At 59.0% G+C, this 4,155-nt stretch carries 5 protein-coding genes; 4 read left to right on the top strand and 1 reads right to left on the bottom strand.

The window, feature by feature from the left end; genetic code table 11:
- Nucleotides 1-254: 254 nt before the first annotated feature.
- Nucleotides 255-698, bottom strand: a complete 444-nt coding sequence (locus tag PQQ53_RS34875; RefSeq protein WP_408150872.1) for a winged helix-turn-helix transcriptional regulator — start codon at nucleotides 696-698, stop codon at nucleotides 255-257.
- 88 nt (nucleotides 699-786) lie between these two features.
- On the opposite strand from PQQ53_RS34875, the gene PQQ53_RS34870 reads away from it, so the two are divergent.
- From PQQ53_RS34870 to PQQ53_RS34855, 4 genes are all read left to right on the top strand, one after another.
- Entirely contained in the window at nucleotides 787-1,647 is an 861-nt protein-coding gene (locus PQQ53_RS34870) for an oxidoreductase (protein WP_408329256.1), read from the top strand.
- A 9-nt stretch (nucleotides 1,648-1,656) separates the two neighbouring features.
- A complete protein-coding gene (locus tag PQQ53_RS34865) occupies nucleotides 1,657-2,064 on the top strand; it encodes a hypothetical protein (RefSeq protein ID WP_408329253.1) in 408 nt (135 codons plus the stop codon).
- Nucleotides 2,065-2,159: 95 nt separating this feature from the next.
- Nucleotides 2,160-3,161, top strand: coding sequence for an NADP-dependent oxidoreductase (locus PQQ53_RS34860; RefSeq protein ID WP_408150874.1), 1,002 nt, complete (start codon nucleotides 2,160-2,162; stop codon nucleotides 3,159-3,161).
- A 154-nt stretch (nucleotides 3,162-3,315) separates the two neighbouring features.
- Nucleotides 3,316-4,155 (top strand): IS30 family transposase (locus PQQ53_RS34855; RefSeq protein WP_408329250.1); only part of this gene is annotated, 840 nt, incomplete at its 3' end.

Here is a 4,155-nt window from a genome sequence, read left to right as displayed (position 1 = left end):
GTCGACTGCTGCCCGACGTGGGAGCCTCAACGTCGGAGGGCACTGTTGGCTCATCGTCGGACCGGGTTCGGCCAGGTTTCTGCCGTTCGATCGCGCTTGCACCCAGACGTTAGAGCGCCTGCTTGGGCTCAGTTAACGGACTGTCACGGACTGTGCCGCCCAATTGATTTGCCAGCGGGATCCATCAGAAATCGAAGCGCTACGACGTTCGGCTAACTTACGCAACGAAGCGTGGCAGCGCAATCATCGCGGTGTCAATCTTTGTCCGGGTTGACCACGCGTATCGGACGAGTCCCGATTTTCGCTCCCGTGACCTCGTCGACCGCCACCGCCCTTATCTCTGTTCCTGTTTCCGCATCCAGGAAGCGAACCAGCTTGCCGCCGCCACGGTATTGCCGCCCCCATGCACCGATCATGAAGAGCACCGGCAGGAAGTCTCGCCCGGCAGCCGTCAGCAGGTACTCCTCGCGCGGCGGATGCTCAGAGTAGCGGCGTTTCTCCAGTAGTCCCTCCTCTGTCAGCGTTGCCAGTCGCCGGGTCAGCATCGTCGGTGCAATGCCCAGACTTTTGCGGAACTGGTCAAAACGCGTGAGACCGGCATGGGCGTCGCGCAGGATAAGAATGCTCCACGCGTCGCCCGCGACACCCAGGCTGCGCGCGATCGGACACGGCTCATCGCAAAAATTCTTGTCGTCCATACTATTTTGATAGTGACATGCTCTCGATTTGCCAGTATAGTCGATTTCAAATTGGTAGTGACCGAAACCCTCTTACATGGAGCTTCGAATGGTCGGCAAAACGAATTTGGGTGTGGCCCTTGTTACGGGAGCATCTTCAGGCATCGGACAGGCCGCCGCACAGCGGCTGACCGACGCCGGTTACACGGTCTTCGGCACGAGCAGACGGGCTGCCCTCACGGGTCAGAGACCCTTTGAGATGCTGACCCTTGACGTCACCAGCGATGAATCCGTCGCGGCGGTGGTCAACGAAGTCATACGACGGGGGGGGCGCATCGACGTGCTGGTGAATAACGCCGGCTTTGGTGTGGCTCCGGCGGGCGCCGAAGAAAGCTCGATCGAGCAGGCTCGGTCGATCTTCGACACAAACGTCTTTGGCGTCGTCCGGATGACCCGCGCCGTCGTGCCCCACATGCGACGCCAAGGAAGTGGTCGCATCGTCAACATCGGCTCGGTGCTCGGTTTCTTACCGATGCCGTACGGGGCGCTCTATGCGGCAACGAAGCATGCGATTGAAGGATATTCCGAATCGCTCGACCATGAGCTGCGCACCTGGGGCATCCGTGTCTCGGTCATTGAGCCGGCTTACACCAAGACGCCGTTCGATGCGAATTTCCTGGAACCCGATGCCAAGCTCGATGCATACCGCGAGGCTCGTGCGGTCGTCAGCAACCGCGTCAATGAGGTGATGGCAACTGCTACGGAGCCCCGCGTCGTGGCCGAGGTCGTGCTGAAGGCTGCAGTTGCGGCTCGTCCGAGACTCCGGTACACAGCGGGTGCGCTCGCGAGCCGTCTGCAATTGCTGCGCAGATTCATGCCAGCGGGTCTGGTGGACGCCGCGCTTCGGAAGGACCTGCGGCTCAACACGATACCGTCGCCGAGGTCTGGCAAGCCAGTCCTGCAAAAATAGCAAATCGTCATGAACGTCAAGTTCCGCAATCTTGCAATCCTTGCGTCGCTTGTTTTCTTCGCTTTGGGATTCGCCTGGATGCTTGCGCCCAATTTCTTCCCGTCAAGGTGGGGTGTCGAGTTCTCATATCCGGTCGGACTGATCGGTCGGCGCGGGGCAGCTCTGTATGTTGGCATCGGGTTTATGTTCTTCTCGGCGAGGAACGCGGAACCATCATCCGCCCGTTCCGCTCTCGTCAAAGGTTTGATTGTTGCCTGCTTAACTCTCGCGGGCCTTGGGGTCTTCGAATTCCTCACCAGCCATGCCCGGTCCGGCATCCTGGCCGCCGTCGCGATAGAAGTCGCGCTTGCTCTGATGTTCGTGGGTGTCGCTCTCATCGAGCACGCGCGCCACGAAACAGGAACTTTTAGTTCGTAGTTGCGACGCAAGCTGCGGGGCGCTGGCTAAGGTCTCGATCGCCGCCGAGAAAAGAACGCGTGGACCGAGAAATCAAATCTGGGAAACAAAACACTATGAGAGCATTTATTCTCGAACGTTACGGACGCAAGGATGGCGTGCGTATTGGCGAGTTGCCGGAACCGGAACTACGCGACGATGACGTATTGATCCAGGTGCACGCCGCAGGTGTGAACCTTCTTGATTCCAAAATCCGCGACGGCGAATTCAAGCTCGTTTTGCCCTATCGCTTGCCGCTCGTTCTGGGCAACGATGTGGCCGGGGTGGTCGTCCGGGTTGGACCGCGCGTTCAGCGATTCAAGGCCGGCGACGAAGTCTATGCGCGGCCCGATAAAGATCGAATCGGCGCGTTTGCGGAGCTGATTGCAGTGAATGAAGCGGACCTCTCGATCAAACCAGAGATGCTCACCATGGAAGAGGCCGCTTCCATTCCGCTGGTTGGTCTAACTGCCTGGCAGGCACTGATCGAAAGAGCACATCTCGCAAAAGGACAAAAGGTTCTCATCCACGCGGGCTCCGGTGGTGTCGGGACGTTTGCGATCCAGCTGGCGAAGCATGTCGGCGCGTTCGTCGCGACGACAACAAGCACGGCGAATGTGGACTGGGTCAAGCGCCTCGGTGCAGACGTCGTCATCGATTACAGGAAGGACGACTTCGAGAATATCCTTTCCGACTATGACGTGGTTATAAATAGTCTCGGCGCAAAGACGCTCAGCAAATCCCTGCGCGTGCTCAAACCCGGCGGACAGCTCATCTCGATCTCTGGGCCACCGGATCCGGATTTTGCAAAGGAGCTTGGTTTGTCCCCGTTCCTGGGACTGGTGATGCGTCTCCTGAGTTATCGGATCAGGAAGGAAGCAAAACGTCTTAAGGTTAGCTATTCGTTTCTGTTCATGAGGGCAAGCGGAGACCAACTACGCGAGATAACGTCCCTCATCGATTCTGGCGTCATACGCCCGGTTGTGGATCGGATCTTTCCGTTTGAGTCGACCAGGGAGGCGATGGCCTACGTCGACACCGGGCGAGCCAAAGGCAAAGTCGTTGTCAAGATGAGGTGATTGGTATGCCCCGAAAACGGGCGGCCATTCCGGGGAAACAAAGGCGGCCCGCCGCATCTGATCGAGTCTCCCGGGCGGACGGCCGTTATACCTGGCGGATTCAACCGGTGGATGCAACACACTGAAGACTGCGCAAGCAGTGGGAGTGTTGCAGATGAAACAGCGACGCCGGATTTATTACAGCGAGAAGCAGAAAGCGCTGATGTGGGAACGTTGGCGGAAGGGAGAATCACTCCAGAAGATCGCCCAGCTTTTTGACCGGAACCATTCGTCGGTACAAGGGATTCTGGCGGAGACAGGCGGGATCCAACCACCACAGAGGCATCGATCGAGATTGGCGTTGACGCTGGCTGAGCGCGAAGAGATATCGCGGGCGCTTGTGGCTGACGACTCGATCCAGTCGATCGCCATGCGGCTCTCACGGTCTCCCTCCACCATCTGCCGTGAAATCAAGCGTAACAGCGGACCAGATGGCTACCGCGCAAGTCACGCCGATCAGCTTGCCTGGGATCGGGCGCAGCGTCCCAAAGTCTGTAAACTGGTTGAGCACCGAACGCTGGCGCAGATCGTGGCAGGCAAGCTCCAGCTGCAGTGGTCACCGCAACAGATTGCCGGATGGCTCAGGCGTGCGTACCCAGACAACGAGGACTACCACGTGTCCCACGAGACCATCTATCGCAGTCTCTTCATACAGGCCCGTGGCGCCCTGAAGAAGGAATTGCTCGAACACTTGCGGCGCACCCGGGCCATGCGCCGTTCGCGCCACCATACGCAGAAGACGGACGATCACGGCAGGACTCGCGACACGGTATCGATCAGCGAACGCCCCGCGACCGTTGAAGACCGGGCCGTACCGGGCCACTGGGAAGGTGATCTGCTGTGCGGTACCGGCAGCAGCCAGATTGCAACCCTCGTCGAGCGCCAGACACGTTACGTCATGCTGGTGAAGATAGCCAGCAAGGACAGCGAGACGGTCGTCAATGCACTCATCAAA

It is taken from the genome of Paraburkholderia strydomiana, from assembly GCF_046030495.1.
GTDB lineage: Bacteria > Pseudomonadota > Gammaproteobacteria > Burkholderiales > Burkholderiaceae > Paraburkholderia > Paraburkholderia strydomiana_A.
This window is presented reverse-complemented; position numbering and strand designations above follow the sequence as displayed.